Source organism: Acidovorax carolinensis (genome assembly GCF_002157145.1).
Classification (GTDB): domain Bacteria; phylum Pseudomonadota; class Gammaproteobacteria; order Burkholderiales; family Burkholderiaceae_C; genus Acidovorax; species Acidovorax carolinensis.
Genome location: NZ_CP021361.1, coordinates 2,387,119 through 2,404,767, shown reverse-complemented (window position 1 = coordinate 2,404,767; position 17,649 = coordinate 2,387,119). Strand labels below are relative to the sequence as shown.

At 62.8% G+C, this 17,649-nt stretch carries 15 protein-coding genes and 2 pseudogenes; 12 read left to right on the top strand and 5 right to left on the bottom strand.

The window, feature by feature from the left end; translation table 11 throughout:
* The first annotated feature begins 170 nt into the window (after positions 1–170).
* From rimP to CBP34_RS11130, 8 genes and pseudogenes are all read left to right on the top strand, one after another.
* Positions 171–764, top strand: a complete 594-nt coding sequence (rimP, locus tag CBP34_RS11165) for a ribosome maturation factor RimP (RefSeq protein WP_094098066.1) — start codon at positions 171–173, stop codon at positions 762–764.
* Positions 765–841: 77 nt separating this feature from the next.
* Positions 842–2,326, top strand: coding sequence for a transcription termination factor NusA (gene nusA, locus CBP34_RS11160; protein ID WP_086912637.1), 1,485 nt, complete (start codon positions 842–844; stop codon positions 2,324–2,326).
* A gap of 23 nt (positions 2,327–2,349) precedes the next feature.
* Positions 2,350–5,211 (top strand): translation initiation factor IF-2, encoded by a 2,862-nt coding sequence (gene infB, locus CBP34_RS11155; RefSeq protein ID WP_086912636.1) that lies wholly within the window; start codon positions 2,350–2,352, stop codon positions 5,209–5,211.
* A 3-nt stretch (positions 5,212–5,214) separates the two neighbouring features.
* The gene (gene rbfA, locus CBP34_RS11150; protein WP_005795091.1) at positions 5,215–5,586 is read left to right on the top strand and encodes a 30S ribosome-binding factor RbfA; all 372 of its coding nucleotides are present in this window, start codon (positions 5,215–5,217) and stop codon (positions 5,584–5,586) included.
* Between the two features lie 2 nt (positions 5,587–5,588).
* On the top strand, positions 5,589–6,581 hold the full coding sequence (gene truB, locus CBP34_RS11145) for a tRNA pseudouridine(55) synthase TruB (RefSeq protein ID WP_094098065.1): 993 nt from the start codon (positions 5,589–5,591) through the stop codon (positions 6,579–6,581).
* Positions 6,578–8,398 (top strand): translational GTPase TypA, encoded by a 1,821-nt coding sequence (gene typA / locus CBP34_RS11140; RefSeq protein WP_086912634.1) that lies wholly within the window; start codon positions 6,578–6,580, stop codon positions 8,396–8,398. The genes truB and typA overlap by 4 nt, the downstream gene beginning before the upstream one ends.
* 105 nt (positions 8,399–8,503) lie before the next feature.
* Positions 8,504–9,375: pseudogene (locus CBP34_RS11135) on the top strand (DMT family transporter).
* A pseudogene (locus CBP34_RS11130) lies at positions 9,372–10,474 on the top strand (enoyl-CoA hydratase/isomerase family protein). The pseudogenes CBP34_RS11135 and CBP34_RS11130 overlap by 4 nt, the downstream one beginning before the upstream one ends.
* A gap of 42 nt (positions 10,475–10,516) precedes the next feature.
* On the opposite strand, the gene CBP34_RS11125 reads toward CBP34_RS11130, so the two are convergent.
* The 4 genes from CBP34_RS11125 to smpB form a co-directional block, all read right to left on the bottom strand.
* Positions 10,517–11,395, bottom strand: coding sequence for an anti-sigma factor family protein (locus tag CBP34_RS11125; protein WP_094099146.1), 879 nt, complete (start codon positions 11,393–11,395; stop codon positions 10,517–10,519).
* Between the two features lie 14 nt (positions 11,396–11,409).
* Positions 11,410–11,922, bottom strand: a complete 513-nt coding sequence (locus CBP34_RS11120; protein ID WP_094098064.1) for a sigma-70 family RNA polymerase sigma factor — start codon at positions 11,920–11,922, stop codon at positions 11,410–11,412.
* Positions 11,923–11,959: 37 nt separating this feature from the next.
* Positions 11,960–12,325: a COG4315 family predicted lipoprotein gene (locus CBP34_RS11115; RefSeq protein WP_094098063.1), complete on the bottom strand. Its 366-nt coding sequence runs from the start codon at positions 12,323–12,325 to the stop codon at positions 11,960–11,962.
* Between the two features lie 101 nt (positions 12,326–12,426).
* A complete protein-coding gene (gene smpB, locus CBP34_RS11110) occupies positions 12,427–12,900 on the bottom strand; it encodes an SsrA-binding protein SmpB (RefSeq protein WP_086912629.1) in 474 nt (157 codons plus the stop codon).
* Positions 12,901–13,034: 134 nt separating this feature from the next.
* Here smpB and CBP34_RS11105 point away from each other — a divergent pair, with 134 nt between their 5' ends.
* Entirely contained in the window at positions 13,035–13,475 is a 441-nt protein-coding gene (locus CBP34_RS11105) for a type II toxin-antitoxin system RatA family toxin (RefSeq protein ID WP_094099145.1), read from the top strand.
* A complete protein-coding gene (locus CBP34_RS11100; protein WP_094098062.1) occupies positions 13,468–13,815 on the top strand; it encodes an RnfH family protein in 348 nt (115 codons plus the stop codon). Before CBP34_RS11105 ends, CBP34_RS11100 begins: the two co-directional genes overlap by 8 nt.
* A gap of 39 nt (positions 13,816–13,854) precedes the next feature.
* Here CBP34_RS11100 and CBP34_RS11095 read toward each other — a convergent pair whose 3' ends face one another.
* The gene (locus CBP34_RS11095; RefSeq protein WP_094098061.1) at positions 13,855–14,370 is read right to left on the bottom strand and encodes a DUF4124 domain-containing protein; all 516 of its coding nucleotides are present in this window, start codon (positions 14,368–14,370) and stop codon (positions 13,855–13,857) included.
* A 109-nt stretch (positions 14,371–14,479) separates the two neighbouring features.
* Between CBP34_RS11095 and guaB the strand changes: the two genes are divergently transcribed.
* A complete protein-coding gene (gene guaB, locus CBP34_RS11090) occupies positions 14,480–15,949 on the top strand; it encodes an IMP dehydrogenase (protein ID WP_086912626.1) in 1,470 nt (489 codons plus the stop codon).
* Between the two features lie 76 nt (positions 15,950–16,025).
* Positions 16,026–17,645 (top strand): glutamine-hydrolyzing GMP synthase, encoded by a 1,620-nt coding sequence (gene guaA / locus CBP34_RS11085; protein WP_094098060.1) that lies wholly within the window; start codon positions 16,026–16,028, stop codon positions 17,643–17,645.
* Positions 17,646–17,649 lie beyond the last annotated feature (4 nt).

Below are 17,649 nucleotides of genomic sequence, written 5' to 3'. Positions count from 1 at the left end.
TCGTCTTTGCAAATCAATGCTTTGCGCGTTATAATGTGATTCTCACGACCAAACGGGCGGGTACCAACCGCCCGTTTTTTTTGGTCGAATGCTTTTGGAGCTCGAAGCTGTCGGGGAAGGGTCTCCGGGGGTTATCGGGTTTTTTGTTTTTCCGGGATTGAACTGAACACGTGGCATTACAGCAAGTCGTTGAACAAATTGTGACGGGCCTGGGCTATGACCTGGTGGAGATCGAGCGTTCTCCGGGGGGCTTGCTGCGCGTCACCATCGATTTGCCATGGGTTCAACCTGCGGTGGATGCGCCAGAGGCGGCCATCGAGCAATATGTCACCGTGGAAGACTGTGAAAAAGTGACACGCCAGCTGCAGTTTGCGCTGGAGGTGGATGGCGTGGAGTACAAGCGGCTGGAAGTGTCATCGCCGGGTATCGATCGCCCCTTGCGCCACGAGCAGGATTTCGTGCGTTTTGAAGGCTCCATCATCGATCTCACGCTGAAGGCGCCCATCGGCGCTGCGGCGGTGGGTCAGGTCAATGCCACCCGCAAAAAATTTCGCGGCACGCTGGAGCGGGCTGAATCGGGTGGATGGCAGATCGTCTGGAGCGATGAGCCTGCTGTGAAACCTGGCCAGAAAGTTAGCAAGAAGCGTGTGCCAGCCCCATTGCAGGCGCTGGGTTTCACGCTGGATGAGTTAAGGGATGCCCGACTGGCGCCCATTGTGGATTTCAAGGGGCGGGGGGCAAAGTCTGGTCATGTACCGGACTGAGTCGCTGGATGGTTTGGAGTGGGTTGGCGCTGTTGGCAGCTGCCGCCTGCGGGTGATTGAAACAGGAGAGTCGTCGCATGAATCGCGAATTGTTGATGTTGGTTGAGGCCATTTCGCGCGAGAAGAACGTTGAGCGCGATGTGGTCTTGGGCGCCGTGGAATCGGCCTTGGCCCAGGCTACCAAGAAGCTGTATCAGGGCGAGGTGGACATCCGCGTGTCTGTCGATCGCGACAGCGGCAACTACGAGACTTTCCGTCGTTGGCTGGTGGTGCCCGATGACGCTGGTCTGCAAAACCCCGAGGCCGAAGAGCTGCTGATGGACGCCCGCGAGCGTGTGTCTGATGTCGAGGTCGGCGAATACATCGAAGAGGCCATCGAATCGGTGCCCATCGGTCGCATCGGCGCCATGGCCGCCAAGCAGGTCATCCTGCAGAAGATTCGCGACGCCGAGCGCGAAATGCTGCTCAACGACTTCATGTCGCGCGGCGAGCGCATCTTCACCGGCACTGTCAAGCGCATGGACAAGGGCGACATCATTGTCGAATCCGGCCGTGTGGAAGGCCGCCTGCGTCGCAGCGAGATGATCCCCAAGGAAAACCTGCGCAGTGGCGACCGCGTTCGCGCCATGATCATGGAGGTGGACCTGACGCTGCGCGGCGCGCCCATCATCCTGTCGCGCTCGGCCCCCGAGTTCATGATCGAGCTGTTCCGCCAGGAAGTGCCCGAGATCGAGCAGGGCCTGCTGGAAATCAAGAGCTGCGCCCGTGACCCTGGCTCGCGCGCCAAGATTGCCGTGCTGAGCCATGACAAGCGGGTGGATCCCATCGGCACCTGCGTCGGCGTGCGTGGCACCCGAGTGAATGCGGTGACCAACGAGCTCGCTGGCGAGCGCGTGGACATCGTGCTCTGGTCCGAAGACCCCGCCCAGTTCGTGATTGGTGCGCTGGCCCCGGCCAATGTGTCGTCCATCGTGGTGGATGAAGAAAAACACGCCATGGACGTGGTGGTGGACGAGGAAAACCTTGCCATCGCCATTGGCCGTGGCGGCCAGAACGTGCGTCTGGCCTCCGACCTCACGGGTTGGAAAATCAACATCATGGACGCCGCCGAGTCGGCCCAGAAGCAGGCCAACGAGTCTGATACGGCCCGTCGTCTGTTCATGGAAAAGCTCGATGTGGACGAGGAAATCGCCGACATCCTGATTGCCGAAGGTTTCAACAGCCTGGAAGAAGTGGCCTATGTGCCACTGCAGGAAATGCTGGAAATCGAAAGCTTCGACGAAGACACCGTGAACGAGCTGCGTGCCCGCGCCAAGGATGCGCTGCTCACCATGGAAATCGCCCGCGAGGAAAGCGTTGGCGAGGTTTCGCAGGATCTGCGCGACCTCGAAGGCCTCACACCCGAACTGATTGCCAAGCTGGCAGAAAATGGTGTGCACACGCGTGACGACCTGGCCGATCTGGCCATTGATGAACTGACCGACCTGACCGGACAGTCCGCAGAAGATGCCAAAGCCCTGATCATGAAGGCGCGCGAACACTGGTTCGCAGGGCAAGAGTAAGGTCAGGGAGGCACGAACCACATATGTCCAGTAATACTGTCGCCGAGTTTGCAACCGAACTCAAAAAATCGCCTGAAACCCTGCTCGACCAGCTCAAGGCTGCGGGCGTGGGCAAGGCCACCCCTTCCGACGCGTTGACCGAGTCGGACAAGCAAAAACTGCTTGCTTACCTGCAGGCCAGCCATGGCACGGCTTCTGCCGATCGCAAGAAGATCACGCTGGTGAAAAAGTCCACCACCGAAATCAAGCAGGCCGATGCCTCGGGCAAGGCACGCACGATCCAGGTGGAAGTGCGCAAGAAGCGCACCTTCATCCAGCGCGATGAAGGTGTCGAGAGTGCTGCCGAATCCACGGACTCCGCGGTGCAAGAGGCCGCAGTCTCCAGCGAAGACCTCGAACTGGCCCGCCGCGAGGAAGAAGCCAGCCGCCAGGCCGAGTTGATTCGCCGCCAGGAAGCCGAGCTGGCCGAAAAGCGTGCCGACCGCGAAGCCCGCGAGCAGCGCGAGCGCGAAGCCGAAGAGCGCGCCGCCGCGTATGCCGCCCAGGAGGCCAGCAAGAAGGCCCAGGCCTCGGCCGTGAAGGAAGAGGCCACGCGTGAACAGGCTGCGGAAACCGCAGCGCGCATTGCCGCCCAGGCCGAAGCCCGTGAAAAGGCCGCAGCCGAATCCAAGGCACGCTCTGACGAAGACGCGGCCCGTGCGGCGGATCTTGACGCACGCCGCCGCAAGGCCGAAGCCGAGGCGGCTGCCATCCGCTCCATGATGGCCACGCCCAAGAAGGCGGTCATGGTGGCCAAGAAGCCGGAAGAACCCAAGCCCGTGGCCAAGCCTGCGGCGTTGGGCGACGCCAAAAAGGGCACGCTGCACAAGCCTGCCGTGGGTACCGGTGTGGCCGCGCGTGCGGGTGCGCCTGCTGCCCCGGGTGCCGCTGCTGGCAAGGAAGTCAAGTCTGCCAAGCTGTCTTCCAGCTGGGCGGGCGATACGGCCAAGAAGAAAGAAATCAAGACCCGCGGCGACAGCAGCGGCGGTGTCGGTCGCAACAACTGGCGTGGTGGCCCGCGGGGCCGCCGTGGCGACAGCCGCGATCACCGTGATGACCACCACCAGCATTCCGCGCCGGTGGAGGCCCGCACCATTGAAGTGCACGTGCCAGAAACCATCACTGTGGCCGAACTGGCACACAAGATGTCCATCAAGGCGTCCGAGGTCATCAAGGCGCTCATGAAGATGGGGCAGATGGTCACGATGAACCAGCCGCTGGACCAGGACACCGCCATGATCGTGGTGGAAGAACTGGGCCACAAGGCTGTGGTGGCTGCACTGGACGATCCGGAGGCATTCACCGACGAGGATTCGGCCCAGCAAGACGTGGCGGTTCTGCCGCGCGCTCCGGTGGTGACGGTGATGGGTCACGTCGATCACGGCAAGACCTCGCTGCTCGACTACATCCGTCGCGCCAAGGTTGCGTCCAGCGAAGCCGGCGGCATCACGCAGCACATTGGTGCTTACCATGTGGAAACCCCACGCGGCATGATCTCGTTCCTCGATACTCCGGGTCACGAGGCCTTCACGGCCATGCGTGCCCGCGGTGCGCAGGCTACCGACATCGTGATTCTGGTGGTGGCTGCCGATGACGGTGTGATGCCCCAGACCAAGGAAGCCATCAAGCACGCCAAGGCGGCTGGTGTTCCTATCGTGGTGGCCATCACCAAGTCGGACAAGCCCGATGCCAACCCCGACCGCGTCAAGCAGGAACTGGTGGTCGAAGAGGTGGTTCCCGAAGAGTACGGTGGTGATTCGCCTTTTGTGCCCGTGTCTTCCAAGACCGGCATGGGCATCGACACGCTGCTGGAGCAGGTGCTGCTGCAAGCCGAAGTGCTGGAACTCAAGGCGCCCGTCGATTCGCTGGCCAAGGGCCTGGTGATCGAAGCCAAGCTGGACAAGGGCCGTGGCCCCGTGGCGACCGTGCTGGTGCAGTCCGGTACGCTGAAGGTGGGCGATGTGGTGCTGGCAGGCCAGACCTACGGCCGCGTGCGCGCCATGCTGGACGAAAGCGGCAAGGTTGCCAAGACGGCTGGGCCGTCGATTCCGGTGGAAATCCAGGGCCTGACCGAAGTGCCGCAGGCCGGCGATGACTTCATGGTGCTGACCGATGAGCGCCGTGCGCGCGAAGTCGCCACCTACCGTGCCGGCAAGTTCCGCAATACCAAGCTGGCGCGCCAGCAGGCGGCCAAGCTGGAGAACATGTTTGCCGACATGACCGCGGGCGAAGTGAAGATGCTGCCCATCATCGTCAAGGCCGACGTGCAGGGTTCGCAGGAAGCACTGGCGCAGTCGCTGCTCAAGCTCTCGACCGACGAGGTCAAGGTGCAGCTGGTGTACGCCGCCGTGGGTGCCATCAGCGAGTCCGACATCAACCTGGCGATCGCCTCCAAGGCCATCGTGATCGGCTTCAACGTGCGCGCCGATGCCGGTGCGCGCAAGCTGGCTGAGAGCAACGGCGTGGATCTGCATTACTACAGCATCATTTATGACGCTGTGGACGAGTTGCGGGTGGCCATGTCGGGCATGCTGGCTCCGGAGCAGCGCGAGGAAATCATCGGAACGGCCGAGATCCGTACCGTGTTCGTGGCAACGAAGATCGGCACGATTGCCGGTTCGTACATCACGTCCGGCATGGTGCACCGCAATGCCAAGTTCCGCCTGCTGCGCGAGAACGTGGTCGTCTACACGGGCGAGGTCGATTCGATCAAGCGCCTCAAGGACGATGTCAAGGAAGTCAAGGAAGGTTTTGAGTGCGGTATCAAGCTCAAGAACTTCAACGACATCAAGGAAGGTGATCACCTCGAATTCTTTGACATCAAGGAAATCGCGCGGACGCTGTAATCCATGGCTGCCAAGAAGTCCTCCACCCCCAACCGCGCCTTCAAGGTGGCCGATCAGATCCAGCGCGATCTGACGGAACTGATCGCGCGCGAGTTGAAAGACCCGCGCGTGGGCATGGTGACGCTGCAGGGTGTGGAGGTGACTCCCGACTATGCGCACGCCAAGGTGTTTTTCAGCTTGCTGGTGGGCGATCCGGTGGAAACACAGGCGGCGCTCAACCAGGCTGCCGGCTTCCTGCGCAACGGCCTGTTCAAACGCCTGCACATCCACACGGTGCCCACACTGCATTTCGTCTTTGACCGCACGTCCGAACGTGCGGCGGACATGAACGCCTTGATCGCCAAGGCCGTTTCCTCGCGCGCCAAAGAAGACTAGCCATGAACGCGCCACGCACCAGGGTGCAGCGGCGCCCTGTGCATGGGGTGTTGCTGCTTGACAAACCGCTCGGCCTTTCGAGCAATGACGCCTTGCAGAAGGCGAAATGGCTGCTGCGCGCCGAAAAGGCAGGCCATACCGGCACGCTCGATCCGCTGGCCACCGGCGTGCTGCCGCTGTGTTTTGGCGCAGCCACGAAGTTCAGCCAGCTGCAGCTTGATGCTGCCAAAACATACGAGGCCATCGCCCTCCTGGGCGTGACGACCACCACCGGCGACGCCGAAGGTGATGTGGTGCAGCGCTGCGATGTGGACCCGGCCCAGCTCACCCCTGAGCGTCTGGCGGCCGTGCAGCGGCAGTTCACCGGCCCCATCCGGCAGGTGCCGCCCATGCACAGCGCGCTCAAGAAGGATGGCAAGGCGCTGTACGAATACGCTCGTGCCGGTGTCACCGTGGAGCGCGAGGCGCGCGATGTGGTCATTCATGCATTGAATCTGACGCTGGTGTTTACGGATCAAGCGCAAGCAGCTATCAAAATAATAGTAACCTGCAGCAAAGGCACCTATATCCGCACGCTGGGTGAAGACATCGGCACGGCACTGGGCTGTGGAGCGCACCTGACGTTTTTGCGCCGCATTGACACGGGTGGTCTCGGCGTGGAGCGCTGCATCACGTTGGCGCAACTGGAGGCTATGCCCGAGGACGAGCGCGTGGACTGCCTGCAACCGCCCGAATCGTTGCTGGCACAACACATGCGTGTCACGCTGGACGGCGACAATACCGCTCGTTTCCTTTCGGGGTTGCGGCGCAGGGGCGAGTGGCCGGACGCCAGCGCCGTGGCGGTTTTCAGCGAGGCTCCTGCGGCCCTGCTGGGCGTCGGCCATATCAAGGACGGTGAACTGGTGCCCGACAGGCTGCTGAGTCCGCTGGAAATTCAACAAATTTTGGAAGGCACGCCGCACCTACAAGCCAGCGGCATATTGGAAAAACTATGAGCAAACAAATCCGCAACATCGCCATCATTGCCCACGTGGACCATGGCAAGACCACCATGGTCGACCAACTGCTGCGCCAGTCCGGCACCTTCGCCGAACATGAAAAAGTGGTCGACACGGTGATGGACAACAACGCGATTGAAAAAGAGCGTGGCATCACCATCCTGGCCAAGAACTGCGCCGTGAGCTGGGAAGGCACCCACATCAATATCGTCGATACCCCTGGTCACGCGGACTTCGGCGGTGAGGTCGAGCGCGCGCTGTCCATGGTGGACGGCGTGGTGCTGCTGATCGACGCGCAAGAAGGCCCCATGCCCCAGACGCGTTTCGTGACCAAGAAGGCGCTGGCCCTGGGCTTGAAGCCCATCGTGGTGGTGAACAAGGTCGACAAGCCCGGCGCGAATCCTGACAAGGTCGTGAACGCGGCATTCGACCTGTTCGACAAGCTGGGCGCTACCGATGAGCAGCTCGACTTTCCTGTGGTCTACGCCTCGGGCATCAACGGCTGGTCGTCGCTCGAAGAGGGCGCACCGGGTGAGCAGTGGGGCCCCGACATGTCGGCCCTGTTCAACACGGTGCTCAAGCATGTGCCCGCCCAGAAGGGTGATCCGGCTGCACCGTTGCAGCTGCAGATTTCTGCACTCGATTTCTCCACCTTTGTCGGCCGCATCGGCGTGGGCCGCATCAGCCAGGGCACGATCAAGCCCATGATGGACGTGCTGGTCATGGAAGGCCCCGATGGCAAGACCATCAAGGGCCGTGTCAACCAGGTGCTGACCTTCCAGGGCCTGGACCGCGTGCAGGCCACCGAAGCCGGCCCGGGCGAAATCGTGCTGATCAACGGCATTGCCGACATCGGCATTGGCGTAACCATCACCGACCCGCTCAACCCCGCACCGCTGCCGATGCTCAAGGTGGACGAGCCCACGCTGACCATGAACTTCTGCGTGAACACCAGCCCGCTGGCCGGCCGCGAAGGCAAGTACGTGACGAGCCGCCAGATCTGGGACCGCCTGCAGAAGGAACTGCAACACAACGTGGCCCTGCGCGTGAAGGAAACCGACGAAGAAGGCATCTTCGAAGTGATGGGCCGCGGCGAACTGCACCTGACCATCCTGCTGGAAAACATGCGCCGTGAAGGCTATGAGCTGGCCGTGTCCAAGCCGCGCGTGGTGTTCAAGGAGATCAATGGCGAGAAGTGCGAGCCTATCGAGCTGGTGACCGCCGACATCGAGGAAGCCCACCAGGGCGGCGTGATGCAGGCCCTGGGCGAGCGCAAGGGCGAGCTGGTGAACATGGAGCCGGACGGCCGGGGTCGTGTGCGCCTGGAATACCGCATTCCTGCGCGCGGCCTGATCGGCTTCACCAACGAATTCCTGAACCTGACGCGTGGCTCGGGCCTCATTGCCAACATCTTTGACAGCTACGAGCCGCACAAGGGTGACATCGGCGGCCGCAAGAACGGTGTGCTGATTTCCATGGACGACGGTGAAATCTTCACCTACGCCCTGGGCAAGCTGGACGACCGTGGCCGCATGTTCGTCAAGGCGAACGACCCCGTGTACGAAGGCATGATTGTGGGTATCCACAGCCGTGACAACGACCTGGTGGTGAACGCCACGCGCACCAAGCAGCTGACCAACTTCCGCGTTTCGGGCAAGGAAGACGCGATCAAGATCACGCCCCCTATCGATGCCACGCTGGAATATGCCGTGGAGTTCATCGAGGACGATGAGTTGGTGGAGATCACGCCCAAGTCCATCCGCATCCGCAAGCGCCACCTCAAGGAAAGCGATCGCAAGCGCGCTGGTCGCTGATTCCGGTTGCAGGGGCCTTCAAAAGGCTCCTGGCCGTCTCCATCAGGGCCACTGCAATGCAGTGGCCCTTTTGCCGTCTGAAGCGTTGTTTGCCGACGAATAACCATGAAACTCACGCATTCCCGTGCGGTCGCGCTGATGCTGGTCGTGACGCTGCTGTGGTCCATTGCCGGTGTGGTGACGCGCCACCTGGAGCACGCGCGCAGCTTTGAAGTGACCTTCTGGCGCAGCTTTTTTACGGTGGTGTCGCTGCTGCTGATCCTGCCTGCGCTGCAGGGCCGCAGCGTGTTTTCGGCCATGCGCCGCGGCGGTGCAGCACTGTGGCTGTCGGGCCTGTGCTGGAGCGTGATGTTCACCACCTTCATGGTTGCCATGATGCTCATGCCCGTGGCGAATGTGCTCGTGACCATGGCGGCGGGCCCGCTGCTCACGGCCCTGTTTGCGCGCATGTTTATCGGGCACCGGATTGCATTGCGCACCTGGGTGGCCATCGGCATTGCCGGCGTGGGCATGGCGTGGATGTATGGCTCGCAGATGGCCGGCTTGCCGCTGGTGGGTACCCTGGTGGCCCTGTGCATTCCGGTGGCGGCTGCGGCTAACTGGACGGTGGTGCAATCGTCCCAGCAGCATGGGCACTCGGTGGATCTGGTGCCGGCGGTTCTGGTTGGCGCTGTGCTGTCGGCGCTGGCGACGCTGCCCATGGCGTTGCCGTTTCAGGCGACGGGCCACGATATCCTGCTGCTGGCGCTGCTCGGCTTGTTTCAGCTGGCGATACCGTGCGTTCTGGCGGTGCGCTGCGGGCGGGTGCTCAAGGCCCCGAAATGGCCTTGCTGGGCTTGCTGGAGGTTATCTTCGGCATCTTGCTGGCCTGGGCCGGTGCCGGAGAGCGCCCGGGGTCGGCTGTACTGACCGGTGGCCTGTTGGTGATTGGTGCGTTGGTGATCAATGAGTTTTTAGGTTGGAAGGAACAAAAATGACGGAGATGAAAATGAAAGCGACCAGTGAAGTGCTGAGCGAGGTGCGAGGCCAGGTGGGGTTCATTACCTTGAACCGCCCCCGGGCGCTCAATGCGCTGTCTCTGGGCATGGTGCGGGATCTCATGGGTATCCTGCTGGCCTGGAAAGACGACGCCCGCGTGTTGGCCGTGGCCATTCGCGGCAGCAACAAGGAAGGCCCGTTCGGGGCCTTTTGCGCAGGCGGCGACATCCGTTTCTTGCACCAGGCAGGCAGCCAGGGCAATCCACTACTGGAGGATTTCTTCACCGAGGAATATGCGCTCAACCACCTGATCCACAACTACGGCAAGCCCTACATCGCGTTCATGGACGGCATCGTCATGGGCGGCGGCATGGGCATCAGCCAGGGCGCGGCCCTGCGCGTGGTGACGGAGCGCACCAAGATGGCCATGCCCGAGACGGCGATCGGCCTGTTCCCTGACGTGGGTGGTGGCTATTTTCTGAGCCGCTGCCCGGGCCGCGTGGGGAATGGCTGGCATTGACGGGCGACACCATCGGTGCAGGCGATGCGGTGGAGTTCGGCCTGGCCGATGGCATCCTGCCTGTGGACCAGCAGGTGCCGGTGTGGGAAGCCCTGGGATCCGGGCACTTTGCCGATGGCGCTGCCATCAAGAACTATTTTGCTTCTAAATTGATAGCTGGTAGCGCAACACTATCAAGCGCTAGAGGCACTATTGATCACTATTTTGCTCTGCCTACCGTGCGCGAGATCGTGGCCCAGCTGGAGGCGGCTGGATCCGACTGGGCCCGCACAACGGCGGCCACGCTGCGCAAGCGCTCGCCGCTGATGCTGCATGTGGTGCTGGAGCAGGTGCGCCGCGCCCGCAGCATGGGGCTGGCCGACGATTTGCGCATGGAGCGCGACATGGTGCGCCACTGCTTTTTTCTGCGCGCCGGGCAGAGCGAAACGGTGGAGGGCATCCGGGCACTGGCCGTTGACAAGGACCACGCGCCAAAGTGGAGCCCTGGGCGCATCGAAGACGTGACGCCGGCGATGGTGGCCCCGTTCTTCGTCAGCCCCTGGCCTGCCCACGCGCATCCACTGGCCGCGTTGGTCTGAATGGCGTGGGGCGCCGGGCTGGCCCTGTCGGGGTGCCTTGCGTCAGAGCTGCTGGTACACCGCCGTGGCCAGTGCCTGAAGGGCAGGGCGTGAAAGCTGCCCACTCAGCGCGTAGCCAAAGCCTTGGTCCGTCCAGTAAAAACCTGGCACCGGGCCTTCCTGGGTGAAGCGGAAGGCAGTGTCTGAAGACTGCGGCGTGTTGGTGGCTGGTACAGCCGATCCTGCAGAGGGTGGAAGCTTCGTGGCGGCGGTGGGCACCAGGGCGCCCAGATAGAGCGTGACGCGCTCGCCCGCGCTGTTCTGGTACATGAATTGCGCGCGTGCGCCGGTGTCGCCGGGCAGCAGCCGCCCGCCCACCAGTTCATAGCCCTGCGCCGTCAGCAATGGCACTTTCAGCGGCCGCCCCAATCGCTTGGAAAGCCATTGCACCAGATGCTCTTGCTGGGCGGCGGGCACCTCCACGGGATGGCGCTGTTCGGGCTGGTATACCGCGTGGGCCATGGCGGCCTGCGCTGCAAATCGCTGGCTCGGTGCGCTGGCGTTGCCGGCCAGGAGACCGTTGGGTGCCACCGCGGGCCAATGGCCCCGCCCCACCCATCCCAGCGCAAACGCCACCAGCACGGACGCCGCCATGCCGCCCCAGCGCCACCATTGGCGATGCTGTTCGTCCCTGCGCGCCGTGGCGCGTGCAAGGGTCTGCAGCAGCGCGTCCGGCAGGGGGGCCTCCAGCATTTCCTGGTGCAGGGCGCGCAATTGGTGCCGCTGTGCCTGCCACTGCGCAACAGTGGCTTGCGCCGTTGCATCGGCGGCCAGTTGCTGCTGCACTGCCTTCGTGTCGGCGGGGGGCAGCCGGCCATCCACCAGTGCGTGCCACGCATGGTCATGGGAGGGGCCGGCAGGGAAGGGAGAGGAGTGGTCCATGGCAAAGGCCGAAATCATTTGAGGCGGCGCAGCACCGGTGGCTGGCCTGGCACTGCGGAGGGCGTGTGTTCCATGAGTGCACGCAGTCGGCTGCGTGCGCGCGACAGCCGCGACATGACGGTGCCCACGGGAATCGCCAGAATGCGGGCGGTGTCTTCGTAGCTGAGGTCTTCCAGCGTGACCAGCAGCAACACGGCGCGCTGCTCGGCCGGCAGGCGCTGCAGGCAGCGCTCCAGGTCCAGCGCATCGTCCGATGGGGGCGCATTGGCCTGAAGGCTGTCCTGCACGTCCTCAATTTCCAGCCGTTGCAGCGAGGGCATGGCACGGCGCTGGTTGAGATACAGGTTGTGCATCAGCGTGAACAGCCAGGCGCGCAGATCGCTGCCGCTGCGCCACAGCCGCCATTTGTTGCAGGCCCGTTCGAGGGTGTCCTGCACGAGATCGTCGGCCGCCCAGGCGTCACCCGTCAACACCCTGGCATAGCGACGCAGGCCGGGAAGCTGTTCGATTACCTGGGTGCGGTCCACGTCGCGATGTCAGTCGGGATAGGTCGCGTGCAATGGCTCAGGGGCGCGCAGCGTGCCAGACCTGGTTGAAGCCGTCGCCGGTTTTGTCGCCGGGTTTGGCGTCCTTGGACCAGTAGTACAGCGGTTTTCCCTTGTAGGCCAGCTGGGTTTTTCCGTCATCGCGGGTGATGACGCTGTAGTCGCCGCCCGCTTGGGCCGGTGTGGCCATCAGGGGGGGCCAGTTGGTGGCGCAGGGGCCGTTACAGACAGACTTTCCGCTGCCAGCGGTATCACGGTCAAAGGTGTAGAGCGTCATGTCACCGGCACCGACCAGCACGCCGTCCATGGATTTGACGGGTGACTGGGCCATGGAGGAGCAGGCGGCAAGCGCAACGAGTGCGGCGATGGGCAAGAGCTTTTTCATGGGTTTCTCCGGACAAGGGTGCGGGCGAGTGCGAAATGCGGCCCTGCACGCAGACAAACACATGGGCGCGGTGGTTTATTCCCGCTGCCTTGCAAGAATTTTCATCGGTTGCGGCTTTTCATGGCGCGTTCGACCTCGCGCTTGCCTTCACGGTCCTTGATGGTGTCGCGCTTGTCATGTTCTGCCTTGCCCTTGGCCAGGGCGATCTCGCATTTCACATACCCGTTCTTCCAGTGCAGGTTCAGCGGCACCAGGGTATAGCCTTTTTGCTCCACCTTGACGATCAGGTGTTTGATGTCATCCTTTTTGAGCAGCAGCTTTTTGGTGCGTGCCGCCTCGGGGTTGACATGGGTGGAGGCCGTCTTCAAGGGGTTGATCAGGCAGCCCAGCAGGTACAGCTCACCATCGCGGATGAGCACGTAGCCATCGGTCAACTGCACCTTGCCCTCGCGCAGCGCCTTGACTTCCCAGCCATACAGCACCATGCCGGCCTCATGGCGTTCTTCGAAGAAATAGTTGAAGGCCGCCTTCTTGTTGTCGGCAATGCGGGACGTGGGATCGGGTTTTTTGGCCATGAAAGATTAGATGCGGCACAAACGGGGAGATAAAAGGCCTCCCTACAATGGTTGGGTCTCGCAAAGAGCGATTCTAATTTCCTCCGGATGCCCTGGCCGATTCAATGGGCCAGTTGCGCCGAAGCAGCGTCTGCATGAAAACCGTCCACAAATCCGTCCTCATCTGGTACAGCCCCGAAGAAATGTTTGCCCTCGTGACCGGGGTGGAGCACTACCCCCAGTTCCTGCCCTGGTGCGACCGTGCGGCCGTGCTCGAGCGTGACGATACGGGCATGACGGCCGAGGTCGGTATCGCGATGGCGGGACTGCGGCAGACCTTTGTGACCCGCAACGTCCATGAAGAGGGTCGGCGCGTTCAGATGCACATGATCAAGGGCCCGTTCTCCCGCTTGGAGGGCGACTGGCATTTCCATGCCGTGGCAGATGGCAGCCAACGCGCATGCAGGGTCGAACTGTTGCTGAACTACGGCTTTGAGAGCGCCGCGCTGGCGGCCTTGGTAGGCCCCATCTTTGACCGCATCGCTGCCAGCATGGTGGATGCGTTTGTCAAGCGCGCGGAGCAGGTCTATGGGTGACGACCACGGCGCGCTGCAAATCACGGTGGTTGTTTGTATGGCGCCGCGCAGCGTTGGCGAATGGACGCTGCAACTGCCTGCTAGCGCCACGGTGGCGGATGCGCTGAAGGCCTGCGAGGCAATGTCGCTGTTGCCGCAAGGAGGGGCTTCTGCCGCCGTTGGCATATGGGGGCGCCAGGTGGCACTCGATTGCCCGCTCGCCCCAGGGGACCGGGTGGAAGTTTATCGACCCCTCAAGGTGGACCCCAAGGTGGCGCGGCGCGAACGCTTTGCGCGCCAGGGGGCCCGCACCACCGGCCTCTTTGCGCGGCAACGCCCAGGTGCAAAATCGGGTTACTGAGATGCCTGCAAGAGGGTGATGGCGACACCACCCAAAAAATTACCGTGCGCAATCGGATGCAATGACGCTGTCGATGCGTTTGGATTCTGATACACGGGTTGCTTCATCAAGGTAAACCCGTTCGCCCTGGGCATTGGTATGCATCATGGGCCGGCCAGAGTCGAGTGTGGACTTGGCCTGGCGGGCGCGGGTGCAGTTGTCCGCCTTGGCTTTGGCGATCTTTTCCTCTTCGGCTTTTTTCTTGGCTGCTTCTGCAGCCTCGGCCTGAGCCTTTTTTTCTTCGAGCTCCTTATCCTTGCCAGCGGCTGGCGGTTTGGGGGCGGATGCGGTGGTTGCAGGCTCAGCGGTCACCGTAGACAGAACCGGCTTTTGATCGGTGCGCCCCCCCAATGTGCCTCCCGGCTGTTTCAGGATGCTCTTGTCCGGGATGTCCAGAGGGGGGGCTCGGTCGCTGAATACCTTGCGGCCATCCTTGTCGATCCATTGCCACTGGGCCGCCGCACCCAGTGACCAAGCGCAGGCAAAAGCCAGCAGCAGAAGCTTGTTTATTTTCATGGCGGCAAGTTTAGCCGTGGCTCCGCGCAGCCGCCAGTGCACTTGCTTTCGGGGGGCAGCATTTTCGCCACAGGCCGCGCGGGTACAATCCGTTTTTTGGAGCTTTCTCATGCGCCTTCTTGGAAAAGCGCTCACCTTCGACGATGTGTTGCTGGTGCCAGCGTACTCCCAGGTCCTGCCCAAGGACACGTCCCTCGCGACGAAACTCTCCCGTAATATCCAGCTGAACCTGCCGCTGGTGTCCGCCGCCATGGACACCGTGACAGAGGCCCGGCTGGCCATCGCCATCGCCCAGGAGGGCGGCATCGGCATCGTGCACAAGAACCTCACGCCCCAGGAGCAGGCTGCTCACGTGGCCAAGGTCAAGCGCTACGAGTCTGGCGTGGTGCGCGATCCGGTCGTCATCACCCCCGAGCACACCGTGCTCCAGGTGCTGGAGCTGTCGGAGCAACTGGGTATTTCGGGCTTTCCGGTGTGCGATGGTGGCAAGGTGGTGGGTATCGTCACCAGCCGCGATTTGCGCTTTGAAACGCGCTACGACGTCAAGGTGCACCAGATCATGACGCCCCGTGAAAAGCTCATCACGGTCAAGGAGGGGGCCACGGCCAGCGAGGCCAAGGCCCTGCTCAACAAATACAAGCTCGAGCGGCTGCTGGTCATCAACGATGACTTTGTGCTCAAGGGCCTGATCACGGTCAAGGACATCACCAAGCAGACCAGCTTTCCCAATGCTGCGCGCGATGCCTCGGGCCGCCTGCGTGTGGGTGCGGCTGTGGGTGTGGGCGAGGGAACCGAAGAGCGCGTTGAAGCCCTGGTGAAGGCCGGTGTTGACGCCATCGTGGTCGACACGGCACATGGCCACAGTAAAGGCGTGATCGAACGCGTGCGCTGGGTCAAGCAGAACTACCCGCAGGTCGATGTGATTGGCGGCAACATCGCAACCGGCGCGGCTGCGCTGGCGCTGGTCGAGGCCGGTGCCGACGCTGTGAAGGTGGGCATTGGCCCCGGCTCCATCTGCACCACGCGCATCGTTGCCGGCGTGGGTGTGCCCCAGATCATGGCCATCGACAACGTGGCCACGGCGCTGCGCGGCACCGGTGTGCCGCTGATTGCTGACGGTGGGGTGCGCTTTAGCGGGGACATCGCCAAGGCCCTGGCCGCCGGTGCCAGCACCATCATGATGGGCGGCATGTTTGCCGGCACGGAAGAAGCGCCGGGCGAGGTGATTTTGTTCCAGGGCCGCAGCTACAAGAGCTATCGCGGCATGGGCTCCATTGGCGCCATGCAGCAGGGCAGTGCCGACCGCTACTTCCAGGAGTCGACCACGGGCAACCCCAATGCCGACAAGCTGGTGCCCGAAGGCATTGAAGGCCGCGTGCCTTACAAGGGTTCGATGGTTTCCATCGTGTTCCAGATGGCCGGGGGCGTGCGCGCTGCCATGGGCTATTGTGGCTGCGCCACGATCGAGGACATGAACAACAAGGCCGAGTTCGTCGAGATCACCACCGCAGGCATCCGCGAAAGCCACGTGCACGACGTGCAGATCACCAAGGAAGCGCCGAACTACCGCGCCGACTGATCGCGAATGCTATTGTTTTGATAGCCCCTAGCGCTTGCCCATCAAGCGCTAGGGGCTGATTTCATTCAAAATCGCCATGCAACACCAGAAAATCCTCATCCTCGACTTCGGTTCGCAAGTCACCCAGCTCATCGCCCGCCGCGTGCGCGAGGCCAACGTGTACTGCGAAGTGCACCCCTGCGACGTGACCGACGCGTGGGTGCGTGACTACGCCAAGGATGGCTCGCTCAAGGGCATCATCCTCTCGGGAAGCCACGCCAGCGTGACCGAAGACACCACCGACCGTGCGCCCCAGGCCGTGTTCGAGCTGGGCCTGCCGGTGCTGGGCATCTGCTACGGCATGCAGACCATGGCGCAGCAACTGGGCGGCAAGGTCGAAACCGGCCACAAGCGCGAGTTCGGCTTTGCGGCCGTGCGCGCACGCGGCCACACCGCGCTGCTCAAGGACATTGCCGACTTCACCACCCCCGAAGGCCACGGCATGCTCAACGTGTGGATGAGCCACGGCGACAAGGTGACCGAGCTGCCCCCGGGCTTCAAGCTCATGGCCAGCACCGACAGCTGCCCCATCGCCGGCATGGCCGACGAGGCGCGCCGCTTCTACGCCGTGCAGTTCCACCCCGAAGTCACGCACACGGTGCAGGGCAAGGCGCTGCTCGAACGCTTCGTGCTCGGCATCTGCGGCACCACGCCCGATTGGGTCATGCGCGACCACATTGCCGAGGCGGTAGAGCAGATCCGCCAGCAGGTGGGCGATGAAGAAGTGATTCTGGGGCTGTCGGGTGGCGTGGATTCGTCTGTGGCCGCAGCGCTGATCCACCGCGCCATTGGCGACCAGCTCACCTGTGTGTTTGTGGACCACGGTCTGCTGCGCCTGAACGAGGGCGACATGGTCATGGACATGTTCGTCGGCAAGCTGCACGCCAAGGTCATCCGCGTGGACGCCAGCGACCTGTTCCTGGGCAAGCTGGCGGGTGTCAGCGAACCTGAAGCCAAGCGCAAGATCATCGGCGGCTTGTTCGTCGATGTGTTCAAGGCCGAGGCCGCCAAGCTCAAGGCTGGTAATGCAGGCCACAAGGGAGCCACCTTTTTGGCCCAGGGCACCATCTACCCCGACGTCATCGAATCGGGCGGCGCAAAGAGCAAGAAGGCCGTCACCATCAAGAGCCACCACAACGTCGGCGGCCTGCCCGAGCAACTGGGCCTCAAGCTGCTGGAACCCCTGCGCGACCTGTTCAAGGACGAAGTGCGCGAGCTCGGCGTGGCCCTGGGCTTGCCGCCCGAAATGGTCTACCGCCACCCCTTCCCCGGCCCAGGACTGGGCGTGCGCATCCTGGGCGAAGTGAAGAAGGAATACGCCGACCTGCTGCGCCGTGCCGACGCGATCTTCATCGAAGAGCTTCGCAATTTCACTGATGAAGCCACCGGCAAAACCTGGTACGACCTCACCAGCCAGGCCTTCACCGTCTTCCTGCCCGTCAAGAGCGTGGGCGTGATGGGCGATGGCCGCACCTACGACTACGTGGTGGCCCTGCGCGCCGTGCAGACCAGCGACTTCATGACTGCCGACTGGGCCGAACTGCCCTACGCCCTGCTCAAGAAAGTGTCGGGCCGCATCATCAACGAAGTGCGTGGCATCAACCGGGTGACCTATGACGTGAGCAGCAAGCCGCCGGCGACGATTGAGTGGGAATAGTGTG

Excerpts from the sequence above, each read along its gene's own strand:
- CBP34_RS11105 (WP_094099145.1), top strand. The coding sequence starts at position 13,035 with ATGAAAACCGTCCACAAATCCGTCCTCATCTGGTACAGCCCCGAAGAA.
- CBP34_RS11115 (WP_094098063.1), bottom strand. The coding sequence starts at position 12,325 with ATGAAAAAGCTCTTGCCCATCGCCGCACTCGTTGCGCTTGCCGCCTGC.
- smpB (WP_086912629.1), bottom strand. The coding sequence starts at position 12,900 with ATGGCCAAAAAACCCGATCCCACGTCCCGCATTGCCGACAACAAGAAG.
- truB (WP_094098065.1), top strand. The coding sequence starts at position 5,589 with ATGAACGCGCCACGCACCAGGGTGCAGCGGCGCCCTGTGCATGGGGTG.
- guaB (WP_086912626.1), top strand. The coding sequence starts at position 14,480 with ATGCGCCTTCTTGGAAAAGCGCTCACCTTCGACGATGTGTTGCTGGTG.
- CBP34_RS11100 (WP_094098062.1), top strand. The coding sequence starts at position 13,468 with ATGGGTGACGACCACGGCGCGCTGCAAATCACGGTGGTTGTTTGTATG.
- typA (WP_086912634.1), top strand. The coding sequence starts at position 6,578 with ATGAGCAAACAAATCCGCAACATCGCCATCATTGCCCACGTGGACCAT.
- nusA (WP_086912637.1), top strand. The coding sequence starts at position 842 with ATGAATCGCGAATTGTTGATGTTGGTTGAGGCCATTTCGCGCGAGAAG.
- CBP34_RS11125 (WP_094099146.1), bottom strand. The coding sequence starts at position 11,395 with ATGGACCACTCCTCTCCCTTCCCTGCCGGCCCCTCCCATGACCATGCG.
- CBP34_RS11095 (WP_094098061.1), bottom strand. The coding sequence starts at position 14,370 with ATGAAAATAAACAAGCTTCTGCTGCTGGCTTTTGCCTGCGCTTGGTCA.
- guaA (WP_094098060.1), top strand. The coding sequence starts at position 16,026 with ATGCAACACCAGAAAATCCTCATCCTCGACTTCGGTTCGCAAGTCACC.
- infB (WP_086912636.1), top strand. The coding sequence starts at position 2,350 with ATGTCCAGTAATACTGTCGCCGAGTTTGCAACCGAACTCAAAAAATCG.
- rbfA (WP_005795091.1), top strand. The coding sequence starts at position 5,215 with ATGGCTGCCAAGAAGTCCTCCACCCCCAACCGCGCCTTCAAGGTGGCC.